The organism is Paenibacillus sp. 2TAB19 (assembly GCF_052115185.1).
GTDB lineage: Bacteria > Bacillota > Bacilli > Paenibacillales > Paenibacillaceae > Pristimantibacillus.
Genome location: NZ_JBFRGE010000036.1, coordinates 13,010 through 27,099 on the forward strand (window position 1 = coordinate 13,010; position 14,090 = coordinate 27,099).

The 14,090-nt window shown below is 52.7% G+C and carries 7 protein-coding genes; 5 read left to right on the plus strand and 2 right to left on the minus strand.

The features are described from left to right. Positions 1–31: 31 nt before the first annotated feature. Together AB4Z33_RS17245 and AB4Z33_RS17250 are read left to right on the plus strand one after the other, a co-directional pair. Entirely contained in the window at positions 32–1,813 is a 1,782-nt protein-coding gene (locus tag AB4Z33_RS17245; protein WP_442051091.1) for a sensor histidine kinase, read from the plus strand. After that, positions 1,788–3,404 (plus strand): response regulator transcription factor, encoded by a 1,617-nt coding sequence (locus AB4Z33_RS17250; protein WP_442051092.1) that lies wholly within the window; start codon positions 1,788–1,790, stop codon positions 3,402–3,404. The genes AB4Z33_RS17245 and AB4Z33_RS17250 overlap by 26 nt, the downstream gene beginning before the upstream one ends. A gap of 46 nt (positions 3,405–3,450) precedes the next feature. On the opposite strand, the gene AB4Z33_RS17255 is transcribed toward AB4Z33_RS17250, so the two are convergent. Both AB4Z33_RS17255 and AB4Z33_RS17260 read right to left on the minus strand, forming a co-directional pair. After that, a complete protein-coding gene (locus tag AB4Z33_RS17255) occupies positions 3,451–3,630 on the minus strand; it encodes a hypothetical protein (RefSeq protein ID WP_442051093.1) in 180 nt (59 codons plus the stop codon). Between the two features lie 268 nt (positions 3,631–3,898). After that, positions 3,899–4,549, minus strand: a complete 651-nt coding sequence (locus tag AB4Z33_RS17260; protein WP_442051094.1) for a transcriptional regulator — start codon at positions 4,547–4,549, stop codon at positions 3,899–3,901. 281 nt (positions 4,550–4,830) lie between these two features. Here AB4Z33_RS17260 and AB4Z33_RS17265 point away from each other — a divergent pair, with 281 nt between their 5' ends. The 3 genes from AB4Z33_RS17265 (at position 4,831) to AB4Z33_RS17275 (ending at position 13,821) form a co-directional block, all read left to right on the plus strand. Beyond that, entirely contained in the window at positions 4,831–5,979 is a 1,149-nt protein-coding gene (locus tag AB4Z33_RS17265) for a response regulator (protein ID WP_442051095.1), read from the plus strand. Then, positions 5,976–9,029, plus strand: a complete 3,054-nt coding sequence (locus AB4Z33_RS17270) for an ATP-binding protein (RefSeq protein ID WP_442051096.1) — start codon at positions 5,976–5,978, stop codon at positions 9,027–9,029. Before AB4Z33_RS17265 ends, AB4Z33_RS17270 begins: the two co-directional genes overlap by 4 nt. A 271-nt stretch (positions 9,030–9,300) precedes the next feature. Beyond that, the gene (locus tag AB4Z33_RS17275; protein WP_442051097.1) at positions 9,301–13,821 is read left to right on the plus strand and encodes an S-layer homology domain-containing protein; all 4,521 of its coding nucleotides are present in this window, start codon (positions 9,301–9,303) and stop codon (positions 13,819–13,821) included. Positions 13,822–14,090: the final 269 nt, after the last annotated feature.

Here is a 14,090-nt window from a genome sequence, read left to right on the forward strand (position 1 = left end):
TAAAAAATAGAGATCAGATCAGGTGAGCCTCATGTACAGAATCAGACGCGGTCCGATTGGAAAATTGAATATTTTCACGAAAGTGATCATCGTTATCGTCCTGATGCTTATCCCGATCATACTCATGTACAATTCTTCGAATAAAACGAGTACGGGCGTTGTCGAGCAAGAGCTGCTTCAGATCAACCTGAATCGGATTAAGTTTTTTGTTGAACAGATGGACGTCGAGGCGGACCGGCTATGGAGATCTGCTTTTGTCGTCGCCACCGACCCGGACACGCTGCAGCTGCAGTTGCACACTTCCGCCGAGCCCGCGTATTCCGTGTTGGCTTCGAAGAGGCTTCTGCTGCAGAAGCTGGATATGCAGTCGACCTCCTTCGAATGGGTCAATGATTTTACGGTGTATTCGCCTCTATCGGATATCGTCGTTTCTACGAACTTGAAGCAAAATTACGATGCGGAATACTTTAAGGACGCAGTCCAGGAGCGCTGGGATTATCGCGTCATCGTGGCGGACCGGGGACCGGAGAAGGCGTTCGTGCGCGATTTGATTACCCCGTTCGATATCCTTTCCAAGAAGGGCAATCCGAATTTGTATGTCGAAGTGATGTTCACGTCGGCTAATCTTGTGAAAATGCTCGAAAGGTTCATGCAAGGCAGTATCGGACAGCCGTTTCTCTACCATCCGGACTATGATCCGCTCGTGCCGCGGGACCTTGATCCCGATCTGATGGCCGCCATGGCGGACAAATTCGAGACCATTCGAGCGCAGAATCCGACCGAAGGATCGGTCAAGATTACGTTTCGGGATGAACCGTATCTCGTCAACTACGTCACCTCGGAATCGCTGGGCTGGTATATGGTTGATTTCCAGCCGATGAAGAAGGTGCTTGCGCYGATTGACCACAGCAAGCGAATGTTCTACGCTTCGGGCTTGCTGCTGCTGCTGATGGGCATCGCCTCCGCAGCGTTGCTGTACCGCAACGTACAGCTGCCGATCAACGATCTCATCCGAGCGGTCAAGTCGCTTCGGAAGGGCGTGTATAATCATCGGATCAAGCGCGAGAATCGCAACGAATTTCATTATTTGATCGAGCAGTTCAACCTGATGTCCGAGGACATTCAGACGCTCATCGACAAGGTGTATGCGGAGCAGCTTCACGCCAAGGAATCGTCGCTTAAGCATTTGCAAGCGCAGATCAATCCGCATTTCCTGTACAATAACTTCGCCTTTATTCAGAGTATGGCGCAGCTGGAACGAACGAAAGTGATCGTCGCCTTCACGCAGCATCTGAGCCAATACTACCGTTATACGACCCGAACGGAGCAGCAATTGACGGTATTAKCCGAGGAAATGGAATTGATTCGCAATTACTTGGAAATCCACCGGATGCAGTCCGAGCGTCTGCATTTTCATGAACATATGGAAGACGGCATGCCCGCTATTCTTATGCCGAGGCTGCTCATCCAGCCGCTCGTCGAGAACGCGATCGTGCACGGCATGGAAGGTAAGATCGGGAGCTTCGAGATCGTCATCACCGGCAGCATGACCGGGGATGGCTGGAAGCTATCCGTGGAAGACAATGGAGTCGGCATGCAACAAGCCGACTTGGAGGCGTTAAGGCATTCCTTAAACCTGCAGTCGAGCGCGGATCTTAGTCTGGGTCTGCGCAACGTCCATCAGCGCGTAAGAAACTACTTCGGGCATACCTCGGGACTTCTGGTTGAGCATTCGCAGTTGGGCGGGCTTCGAGTGACGTTGGTGATTAAGAACGGAGGCGATTCCAATGTTGGAAGTTCTGATCGTGGATGATATCCCCTCTCAGGTGGACAGCTTCGCCGCTACGATTCCGAAGGAAGAGCTTGGCATCGGCCGTATTCACAAAGCCTATTCCGGGAGAGAAGCGCTGGCGCTTTATCGGGAACAAAACATCCATATCGTCATTACGGATATACGGATGCCGGAGATGAGCGGAATCGAGCTGATTCATGAAATTCGCGAAATGGGACGCAAAGTTAAAATCGTTGTCATATCGGGTTATGCGGATTTCGAATATGCGAAAAGCGTCGTCCCGTATAACACGTCCGGGTACTTAATGAAGCCGGTGAACCCGGACCAGATGAGGGAGACGCTGGGCAAGTTAGCGGAGGAAATCGCCGGCGAACAGAAGCTGCAACAGGAGCAGCATCGGGACGCCTATGCGTTTCGCGAGAACTTGCCCGCGCTCAAGGGCGAGCTGCTGAATCGTCTGCTGTACGGTTACGGCATTCCGATCGCGGAGCTGGAACGGAAGCTGTTTCTGTTGAACATCCCTTTTACCTTGCAGCAGAGAGTGGGCTTGTTCGTCGTCAGGCTAGAAGGAAAGCTTCAAGACTATGAAAGCATGGATAAAGAGCTTATCGAATATGCGGTTACGAATATGGCGGAGGAGCTGTTCCGGGACGCGTTCCATCTGTGGTTCTGCCGGGATTGCAACGAATATCTCGTTATGATCGTATCGGCCAAAGAAAGCGCGGACGCCAGCGAGCAGGATCTCCGGAATGAAATGGACGTTAGGGCCGCAGCGCTGAAGAAAAAGGTGGGCTCGCTGCTCAGCGGCAGCATATCCATCGTGCTGGCGGAGGATTGGGCGTATTTTCCCGAGGGCATCCCGGGACTGTATCGATCGGTCATCGATGGAATGAGGGCGATCGAGGAGAATCGGCAAAGCGTATTTATGAGGATCGCGGGCAATTCCGATCGGGTGCAGATCGGAACGCTCACCTCGCTGTATCGGCCTCCCCTTCTCATTCATTTGCTCGATACGGGCAACTGGGTGCATGCGGAGGAGAAGCTGATCGAGATATTCGCCGAACTGAGAAGCAAGAACTACCCTCCCGAGCATGCCAATGAAGCTTATTTTGCCATTGCTAACGCCTACCAGTACATGGCGCACAAGAAAGGGAAGCTGCTTAGCGAGATCGGCGCCTCCTCCTTCGGGCTCATGCCGGCCGCGCCTTCGCTTAACCAGTTGGAGAAGTGGGCCTTCTTCATGCTCCGAAGTCTTAGAGAGCAGTCGGAGGATGGGGGCGAGAAGCAGGCGAGCATGGTTGACAAGGTTCATAAATTCATCGAGGAGAACATGGACGGCAATCTGTCGATGCAGACGATCGCGGCGCATATCGGCCTTCATCCCGCCTACTTGTCGAGAGCCTACCGGGCGGAGACGGGAAACAATCTGAGCGATCACATCCAACGCTACCGGATGGAATTAGCCTCCTACATGCTGCGCAGCAGCGACAAAAAAATATACGAGATTGCCCAAACGATCGGTTATCAGGCAGTCCCGCATTTTATAAAGCTGTTCAAAGCTTTTTCGAATATGACCCCGCAGGAATTCCGCGATAGGGCGGGGATGTCGTGATCTATAGGCAAGCGAGCCCCTTTCTTAACGCGGAAGGGGCTTGTTTTTATTTTATGACAGCGACGATTTTGTTAATGACTACAAAGATGTTTCTTCCCGTTTGGTTTTTTAATTGGACGACTCCGCCTTTCACTCTAATGACTACTCCAATTATTTCTTCTCCTGACACCGTTTTAAGCACAACAGCATTCCCGCGGGAATGTTTCAATATTTTATGAACAAGCATGGATATCCCTCCCATCCAATCTAATAATCTATTAATATGAGATTGATATGGAAGGGTTCGGGCTTCGGGTGTTTTTCTAATGGACACTACGGACGCTTAGCGATCGTTTAATGCTCTGCGTAGTTTCTAATGGACATTACGGATCGTTACAGGCGCTTAAGTAACTAAACTAGTATTCATTTGCCTTCTTAGCGTCGCTTTTGTCCATTAGCACCTCGGTGACTGTCGATTGTTAGTTTAAGCGGCTATTTTGTCCGTTATTGGTTTATTAAAAGTCAGCGAGCTTATAGACGCGGTATCGTTGTTTATCTCCAATGTTCAGCAACAAGTTCTTATCCATTAACTCTTGCAACGTACGTCTAGCCTGCCTATCGGATCGTTGGAGATGAGCTGCGAGCTCTCCGGAGGTAAAGGGGCGAAGCAGTCGGCGAGCAAAGCGCAGCGTTTCAGCTTCATCCCAGCAAAGACCAGCCGTCACGGGCATCGCGACAAACTTGCCTACAAAAGAAAGCGCTAGTTGCCTGCAAAGTTCGGGTTCTTCCTTAATCGATAAGTAGGCAATGGGTAGGAACAACCAGTCGTCAAGTCCAAGCAGCGCTTGCTTCATGCACAGATCCTTAAATCTCCAAGCCTCGATGTCCCTAGCATGTGAGCGGTATCCATGAATTTCGATGCAGCCTTTGGCTCCCAAGGGCATGTACGCCAGATCGAGATAGCGATACTTATTGTTAAGGTCGCGGAGCTCCCATTCGGGATACAAGTGATCCAGGTTGCCTATTGTCGGATACCAGATCGATCTTAGAAACTCAATCGTTGCATGACCTAACCCGCTCTTAAGCCGTTCGCGTCTTCTCGGATTGGATTCTGCGGAAATTTGCTCCTTTAACCATTCCTCGATTCTCCTATCAATAACAGTCACCAACATCGCCCCCGTCACCTGAAAATAGAAAAGCCGCCCTGACCACGATCCATTAATAGGGTTCAAGATCAAAGCGGCATGTGCTTCACGCCAAATGCATTGGATAGTTGGAGTATACCGGATAATAGTAACTGCTGAAATATCGCGAGCGAGCTTCTAAGTGCCATTGGATGAAAAGGGATCAGAATCTAGCAATCTCCATTGATCCGATAATACCAGCATATGGTACAATAGGACGAAATCAAAGAGGAGCTATATGAACAACAAGGAGACAAGCCCCGATGATGCGAGTAATGATAGTTGACGATGAAGAAGATGCGCTGGATCTATTGGAAATATTGCTCGGTCAGATCGGGGGCGTCGAGGTCGCCGGAAGATATGTCAATCCGATTCAAGCGATCGATGCGTTGACCCAGTCTCCTGTTGATGCCGTGTTTCTGGATAACCAGATGCCCGGAATGAAGGGGACGGAAGCTGCTAGAATGATCAGAAGCATGATCCCTCAAATACCAATCGTATTCACGACGGCCTACGCGGAATACGCGGTCGAAGCGTTCGAAATACAGTCGACCGACTACCTATTGAAACCTTTTACGAAAGATAGATTGCAGAACACGGTTGCGCGCATTAAACAAACCTTATCCGAATCCGTCGGTCAGACGCGCCAGAGCGCAAGCGCCGCCTCGACCGTCAACTGTCTGGGAGGCTTCCATATCGGGGTGCGGGGCGATGCGAACAAGGCTCTGGCATGGAAAACGAAAAAGGAAAAGGAGCTTTGCGCGTTTCTGATCCACCATGAAGGAAAATCCGTGAATACCGCATCCATTATCGAGGCATTATGGCCGGGCTACGATCTGAACAAGGCGAAAACGTATTTGTACACCTGCCTGTCCTATCTAAGAAGAAGCTTGGCGGAGCATCATATCCCGATCCATATCCGCAAAGCGGACCAAGGATTCGTCGCCGAATTGGACGGGCTCGCGGTCGATGCAACCGAATTCGAGCGGCTGCTGAGGGGCGTAATGTCCGAAGAGGCCATGGATGAACGGACCTACGACACAATGAACAGGATGTATAAAGGCGAATACATGGAAGCTTGCGATTTCGGCTGGGCCACCGCCCGACAGCTGGAGATCAAAGCCTCTTACGTCCGCGCGCTTCGGAAAGGGTACGCGTATTTTCGAAGACAGGGCAATCGCGCGCTCGCGGCGGATGGCATGCAGAACGTGTTGTCGCTTGTCCCCGATTCCGAGATCGACGGACGCGAGCTGATTAAGCTGCACCTGGAGACGGGCAATCGGAATGAAGCGTATCGAGTCTGCCTGCAGCTGGAGAATGCGGTGCGCAATCAATTAGGCGCAGAGCTGGAGGAGGAGACGCTGGAGTTAATCCGGCAGACGAGAGACAAGACGGAGCGGCAAGCCCGATGAGAAAAAAAGCCGCGGCGGCGATTATTACGTTATCTCTATTGTTGGCAACCTACGGGCTGCTGTTGACCTATTTCTCCATGAATAAGAAACCTATGCCTGTAGCGGCGAACGGTGCCATGGACTTAAGCGCATGGAATTTCGAAGAAGACGGAGTCGTCAGGCTGGACGGGAAGTGGGCGTTTTATCCGGATCGACTGCTTAATGGTAAAGGTTCTCTCTCATCCGCCGATGCAGGGGGATCATCGCCTGCGTTGATTCAGGTCCCCGGGTCATGGTCCAAGCAGATGAATACGATTGGCATGGCGACCTATCGCCTGCAGCTTCGAATCGATGATGCAAGCGCGGTGTATGGATTGAAAACAGCGTCTATCCACATTTCCAATAGGCTCATCATCAATGGCCAGGTCGTCGGATCAAGCGGGAATCCGGGCGAGAAGGGGCATTATCAAGCGCTTAACAAGCCGTACGTCAGCTACTTCACGCTGCAGCAGGGCTGGAATGAAATCTTGATTCAGGTGGCAAACCATGAATTCCACGTAAGCAGCGGAATCAACGAATCGCTTCAGCTTGGCAAGGCCGAGCAAATTGCGGGGCTGCGCGATCGGGCGACGGCGCATGATTGGATCGCGTTAACCGCCTTTCTGATCATGGGCTTGTATTTTATCGGACTGTTTTCCCAGCGGAGAAACGATCAATCGCTTGTCGTATTCGGCATCGTTTGCGTATTTATAGCCGCTTTCACGAGCGTCAGCGGCGAGCGGGTCCTATTCGACGTGRTCGGCCCGATTCCATTCTGGCTGTATTTCCGCATTCAGATGACCCTGACGGTTGGCGTAGGGGCCGGATTTTTCTTGTATGTCTATACAGCCTTCCGGCCTTACAGCCACCAATGGCTCGCGCGGGGAGGTCTGATTGCGGGGGCGATCTTGACCTTGCTGCACATCGGCTTCGCCACCCAGATCACGACGGGGCCGTTTCGCCTGCTGACGTCGTTATACGTGACTTTCGCGTTGCTCTATGCAACCTACGTATTCGTATGCGCGGTCCTGCACAAAGTGGCGGGCAGCTGGTATTTGGCCATGGCGGCTATGGCATTGAACGTACTGGTGCTCAACCAGAATATGTACGTTTATTTCGGCGTTCCGATCTACTCGCTGCCTCCGATCGAACCTTTTCTTGTCCTACTGATGCTTGCGCTCTTGATGTCGCTCCGGTTCTCGAACGCGTTCCAGAAAATCGAGGAGCTGTCCGGGCAATTGATGCAAGCGGACAAGCTGAAGGATGATTTCCTGGCTCGAACCTCGCATGAATTCAAGACGCCGCTTCATGGCGTGATGAATATTTCCCGTTCGATGCTGGACGATGCGGCACATCCGCCTACCGCCGAGCAGCGGGAAAAGCTCCAGCTGGTTACCGACATTACGAGGACGCTTTCGCAGCTCGTGTACGATATCTTGGACCTGTCCAAGCTGAAGCAAGGCGAGCTGAGAATCGTTCCGGTGCCGATCGATGTCCGCTCGGTCGCGGAGGCGCAAGTGCGTTTCTATTCCTATCTGTGCACGGAAAACGATATTCAGCTGGTGAATATGATCCCAGCCGAGCTGTCTCCCGCTTTGGCGGATGAAGTTCGAATGAGCCAAGTTATCGGAAACTTGCTGGACAATGCGATTAAACATACGAAGCACGGAAGGATCGTCATTACCGGAAGGGAGCATGAAGGCGGGCTCGAAATCGCGGTGCACGACACGGGAACGGGCATTGAACCGGAGGACCTTCCGTTCATCTTCGAACCGTTCAAATCGTTGGAGGGAACACGGCAACGCGGCTTCGGATTAGGCCTTTCGATCGCCAAGCAGCTGGTCGAGCTGCAGAAGGGGACGCTTTCGGTTGCGTCCGCGCCCGGAGTCGGTTCTACCTTTACGTTCACGCTTCCCGTCGCCGGCGACAGAAGCGCAGAGGCATTGCTCTTATCCTATTCAAGTCCCCTAGTCATGCCCAAGGAGACCGAATATTCCTTCGAGACGCCTCATCATGCGAATGTCGACGGCAAGCATACGGTACTGATCGTCGACGATCAGTACGTGAACTTGAAGGTTTTATTGGATGCGCTTCAAGCGCTCGACTATCGCGTGATCGCGGTCAAGAACGGGTACGAGGCGCTGGAGCAAATCGACCGGTCGGGCAGAATCGATCTCGTTATTCTCGATCTAATGATGCCGGGCATGTCGGGATATGAAGTGTGCCAGGAAATTCGCAAGCGATACTCGCTGCTGGAGCTGCCCGTCCTGATGGTGACGGCGGCCTTTCAACCCCAAGACAAGGTGGCGGCATTCCAGGCCGGGGCAAACGATTATTTGCCTAAGCCGTTCGATCTGGAGGAGCTGAAGGCCAGAATCGGCAGCTTGTTATCGATGAAGGAATCGCTAGGCCGTGCGGTCCATATGGAAGTGGCATTCCTGCAATCGCAGATCAAGCCGCACTTCTTGTACAACGTGCTGAACAGCATCGTGGCATCAAGCTATAAGGATGTGGATCGCGCGCGGAAGATGATTGCCGATCTCGCGGATTACTTGCGGGGAAGCTTCCGGTTCAGCAACGCGGACGAGCGCATCGGATTTGCCGAAGAATTCAGCCTCATTCGAACGTACGTGGATATCGAGCAAGCCCGTTTCAAGGATCGCATTCGCTTCGAATATGATATTGCGGAGGCTACCTACGGTTTGCGCATGCCGCCGCTGCTATTGCAGCCGCTTGTCGAGAATGCGATCCGACATGGCATCGGCGATCGCATCGAAGGCGGCACGGTGACGATGACGGCGGTAGAGTCGGACGGAGAGTGGCGTTTCGTCGTGGCCGACGACGGCGTCGGCATCTCCCCGGAACGCTTGAAGACGCTGCTTGAACGAGGCGGTCCCGACGATTCTCAAGGGGTCGGTTTACGAAATATTAACAAACGGTTGAAATACGAATACGGCATTTCGCTGGAACTGGATAGCGAACCGGGAAGAGGTACGAAAGTGACCATACGAATCCCGGCTTCCCCGGTTTAACGGACTGTAACGATTCAATCAACAGGCTCTCGTCGATTTTCGACGGAGCCTGTTTTTTTAAAATATAAGTAAGTATAAAATTGTACGCTTATACTAGGCTTTTATTTCATCCGCGAAACGTTAGCTTACGCCGCCAGAGGACGGCGATAGCCGTTTACGCTTGTGGAGAAATATGTCGGTTTTTAAGGTTTTTTTAAGGTGTCTTCCGTTATGCTGGGCTAGTACTTGAGGACTAAGCAACGAAATGATAATCCGGAGAGGAAGATGCAAATTGGTCCCGGCAACGAGAAGAAGCAACAACTACGATAGAATACGAAAAACGGCATATATTTTGCTTGCCGTTATCCTTTTCATACCGCTAATTGCGAGCGGCGGAGGCAGGGCATCGGCGGCGGCCGGATGGTCTATGATCGACGGCGGCGGACCGAACGGGATTAACGTAAACCCTGCCAACATGGCGGAGTATGCTGCTATGACCGTATTTAATGATGAAGTCTATGTGGCGTGGCAAGAAAGAGTCGTCAATCCCTACTCGCCTAATAACCAAATTAGAGTCAAGAAACGTAGCGGCACGAACTGGGTCAGCATCGATGGCAACGGATTGAACGTAGATGCCTCCAAACCGGGAATCAGACCCGCTATGGCCGAATTCGACGGTCAACTTTATATCGCATGGACAGAAAAGAATGCGGCGTATATCGATCAAGTTCGGATCAAGAAGTACAACGGCACAAGCTGGACAAGCGCTGAAGGCGGAAGCACGGCCGGAATTAACGCGGATGTTTCTAAGAATGCCAGCATTGTTAATCTGGCGGTATACAACGATGCTTTGTATGCGGCTTGGTCTGAAGCCGGACAGTTGCTAGTCAAGAAGTATGACGGCACCGCATGGACGAGCGTCGACGGCGCCGTGACAAACGCAGCTTCTCCCGTGATGGCCGTATTAGGCGATGACTTAATTGCGGTATGGTTTGAATTGGTCGGATCCAATTATCAAATCCGAGCGAAAAAATATGACGGTACGAGCTGGACGGCGATTGACGGCGGATCGCCCGGTTTGAATATCGTTGGTTCGAAAAGCGCGACTAATCCGTCGGTAGCCGTCGCGGGCGATGCCTTGTACGTAGCATGGGACGAACCGATTGGTAATACGGATAACCAAGTTCGGGTCAAGAAATATGACGGTACCTCCTGGTCGAGCGTTGACGGCGGCGGCGAGTACGGTTTAAACGTGAATCCTGCTTTCCGCGGCAACTATGTTGAATTGACGTCCGTCAATAACGAATTGTATGCGGTGTGGCAAGAGCACACGGGATCGGGTACCGTTTTCAAAATTCGCGTTAAGAAGTATGACGGTACGGTTTGGACGAGTGCCGAGGGTGGCCTGAACGGTTTGATTATGGATGCTACGAAAACCGCCCAATACCCTGCGGTAACCGTGTTAGACGAAACGATATACGTATCGTGGCAGGAGAAGAACAGCGTCGTGGAACAAATTCGTGTAGCCTCGTATACGCCCCCGCCTCCGCCGGCGGTCAAAAGCGTAGACGTTAGTCCGAGCAGCGCGAACGTCGCGAGAGGACAGAGCAGGCAGTTGACAGCTACGGTAGATGCGGTAGGAGGAGCTGCGGCAACGGTCACTTGGACGAGCAGCGATGCTGACGGCAAGGTAGCGGTGAGCGGTACCGGTAGCGTCACTGTCGCGGCGGACGCTGCACTAGGCGATTACACGATAACGGCCGCTTCGAATTTCAATTCCAGCAAAACGGCAACGGCGACGATAACCGTTACGGAGGCGCCGGCCGTGAACAGCGTCAGCGTTAGCCCGAGCACCGATAGCGTCATGCAAGGAGACAGCATTCACCTTACGGCTACGGTTGACGCGGCAGGAGGAGCCGCGACAACGGTCACTTGGACGAGCAGCGATGCGCACGGCAAGGTAGCGGTGAGCATCACGGGGGATGTAACCGTGGCTGCGGACGCCGTGCCAGGTTATTATACGATAACGGCAACGTCGAATTTCGATACTAGCAAAAAAGGCACGGCGACGATTACCGTCACGGAAGCTCCGGCCATTAGAAGCGTCAGCGTGAGCCCAAGCAACGACAGCGTCGTTCAAGGAGATAGTCTTCAGCTTACAGCTACGGTAGACGCAGCTGGAGGAGCTGCGACGACGGTCACATGGACAAGCAGCGATACCGACGATAAGGTAACGGTGGACAGCACGGGGAATGTCACTGTAGCGGAGGACGCCGAACCGGACAATTATACGATAACGGCGACGTCGACCTTCAATATCGGCAAAAAAGGGACGGCAACGATAACGGTAACGGCATCGACGGCCGTAAACGGCGTAAGCGTAAGCCCAAGCAGTGCAGGCATCGTGCAGGGAGAAAGCAGGCAGCTTACTGCCTTGGTAGACGCGGTAGGAGAGGCAGAGACGACGGTCTCGTGGACTAGCAATGATGCCGGCGACAAAGTAACGGTGGACAGCACGGGCAATGTGACCGTAGCGGAGGACGCCGAGCCGGGCGATTATATCATCACGGCGACCTCGACCTTCGATAGCAGCAAGACGGGAATGGCGACGATAACGGTCACGGCAGCGCCGACGTATACGATTGCTCAAATTTCGAACGAGACGTTAACGGCACTGACTCAGGGCTACGAATCCGGTACCCAAGAGAAGAAAAACATTCCGGTCGTGAATACCGGAAGCGGCGATTTGGAGAATCTGTCGGTCTCGCTTAGCGGTTCGCACGCTGACGATTTTACAATTACGCAGCCGGATCCMAGGACTTTAGCCGGGGGCGAATCAACTAGCTTCGACATAGTTGGCAAAGACGATTTGTCGGCTGGCACCTACACGGCAACGGTTACGGTATCCGCGGACCGCATGACGCCCGTAACGTTTACCGTCACGCAATCGGTGAACTTGCCGGATGCTCCCGCAAATCCGCAAAATCTCGAGGCTGTCGGCGGAGACCGTGAAGTTATGCTGAGCTGGAGTACCGTGCCGGATGCGACGCAATACCGCATTTATATGGCGACGGATGACGATCAGAGCAACAACGTTGAGATAGCGATTGCCGCTTCTTCTAGTTACAGCGTACAAGACCTGGTCAACGGCACGACCTATTACTTTGTGGTAAAAGCGGAAAACGCGGGAGTCATGAGCGAGGTATCGAATCAAGCGAGCGCGACTCCGTCGACCGTTCCGGGAGCGCCGACGCATGTGAAGGCAACGGCAGGTAACGGGCGTGCCGTCGTTACGTTCAGGGCACCGGCCGATAACGGCGGAAGTCCGATCACGGGTTACGAGGTGATCATTTCACCGGGAGGTACGGTCGTGACCGGGGGGACAAGTCCGATTACGATAACGGGATTAACGAATGGAACAAGCTATACCTTTACGGTAAAAGCGATCAATGACGCAGGCGGCAGCGAGGCGTCCGAAGAATCGAATGCCGTTACTCCGAGAGCGTCCCATACGCCGACGCCGTCTGAGCCTTCTACGCCAACGACGCCGGACACGACGAACACGGGCGTGGATATCCTTGTTAACGGGAAAGTCGAGAATGCGGGCACCGCTACGGTAGCAAAGCGAAATGATCAGACCGAAATAACGGTAGCCGTGGATCAGAAAAAACTGGATGAGAGGCTGGCTGCCGAAGGGGCAAATGCCGTCGTCACGATACCGATCAACCAGACATTCGATATCTTCGTTGCGGAACTGAACGGTCAAATGGTGAGAAATATGGAGGACAAGCAAGCCGTTCTCGAGTTCAAAACCGAGCATGCGACCTACACGCTTCCTGCGCAGCAAATCAATATCGGCGCAATATCCGAGCAACTCGGCAAATTAATGGCCTTGCAAGATATTAAAGTACGGATCGAGATCTCTGTCCCGACAGCCGATACGTTGAAGTTGGCGGAGAACGCGGCGGCCAGCGGTTCATTCGAGCTTGCCGCTCCGCCTCTCAACTTTACGGTAACAGCCGTGTACGGAGACCGGATCGTCGAAGTAACGAAGTTCGATGCCTACGTGGAAAGAACGATCGCGATTCCGGACGGCATTGATCCGAACAAGATTACGACGGGCGTTGTCGTCGAGCAGGATGGATCGGTACGCCATGTACCGACTAAGGTTCGAATGAACAATGGGAAGTACGAGGCCCAAATCAACAGCTTGACGAACAGCACGTATGCGGTCGTCTGGCATCCGATCGAATTTAGCGACGTAGCGAAGCATTGGGCGAAAAACGCCGTAAACGACATGGGCTCCCGAATGGTCGTCGACGGAACGGGCAACGGCATGTTCAGTCCTAGCCGGGACATCACCCGCGCCGAATTTACAGCCATCATCGTCCGCGGATTAGGCCTCAAGCTGGAGAATGGAGCAACGCCATTCTCGGATGTGTTGCCGGAAGATTGGTACGGCAGCGCGGTCAATACGGCTTATTCCTATGGGATTGTCAAGGGCATGGAAGACGGCAATTTCCGGCCGAACGACAAGATTACGAGAGAACAGGCCATGGTGATTCTGTCCAAGGCGATGGCGATAACCGGTCTGAAAGACCAGTTGCTTGAACAATCGTCTGAAGCTGCGCTTCTTCCGTTCGGAGATGCAGCCAGAGTGTCCCCATGGGCGCAAAGCAGCGTTGCGGACAATGTGCAGGCCGGCATTGTAATGGGAAGAAACGGGGCTTTGCTAGCTCCGAAGGCTTACATGACCAGAGCCGAGGTTGCAACGACGATACAGCGGTTATTGCAAAAATCGGGTCTGATATAAGCAGTTAAAGTCACTAGGACAATGAGATAAGCGGAACGGAGGCTGCCAAAGCCGAGCGTTCCGCTTTTTTTATGAACTCAGAAAGTATTTTGTGTCAGTCGGAATTTGGTGTCGGAATTTGGTGTTTTCTTCTGCAGAGGCTCTTTTTTGGACGGAACTGTGCCTCAGTGTGGGTCGTCGCTTTATTGCACTAAAAACGTCCAAAAAAACTATTGTACATAAAAACGTCCAGAAAAATATTTGGACACAAATATGTCCAATATTTAAGT